1 pseudogene is annotated in these 586 nt (G+C 49.1%); it reads left to right on the plus strand.

The annotated features are described in order from the left end of the window. Positions 1 to 586: pseudogene (locus MM239_RS20870) on the plus strand (SprB repeat-containing protein); the annotation flags it as partial.

Genomic DNA, 586 nt, shown 5'->3' on the forward strand with positions numbered 1-586 from the left:
AACAGTACCTTGACCGCATCGGTGAGCACGATCAGCATGGTGACAGTAGCAGGAGGAAGTGATGGTTCAGCTACGATCACGGCCACAGGAGGGACAGGATCATATACTTACAGCCTATTAGGTACAAGCGAAAGCAACAATGATGGTGTATTTGACGGCCTATCTGAAGGTACCTACACGGTGAATGTAGTAGACGGCAATGGCTGTAGCTATGCAGTTTCCTTCAACATCACAGCGCCGACAGGCTTGGTATTGAGCTTGGTGAACAAGGTTGATGTAAGCTGTTTTGCAGGTAGCAATGGAGCGATCACGGTTATGGCAACAGGATCAGTGAGTCCATACACTTACAGCTTGGATGGCGGAGCAGCTCAATCAAGCAACAGCTTTACAGGCTTGTCAGCAGGTACCTACACGATCACAGCAACAGATGCCAATGGCAACACAGCATCGATAGATGTAACGATCAATGAGCCAGCGGCGGCACTAGCAGCAAGCATAGCTTCCACAAGTGATGCAAGTTGCTTCGGATCAACAGATGGAGCGATAGCACTTACAGTATCAGGAGGCACAGCACCATACACTTACA

Origin of the sequence: Belliella filtrata (assembly GCF_022549775.1) — a bacterium.
GTDB lineage: Bacteria > Bacteroidota > Bacteroidia > Cytophagales > Cyclobacteriaceae > Belliella > Belliella filtrata.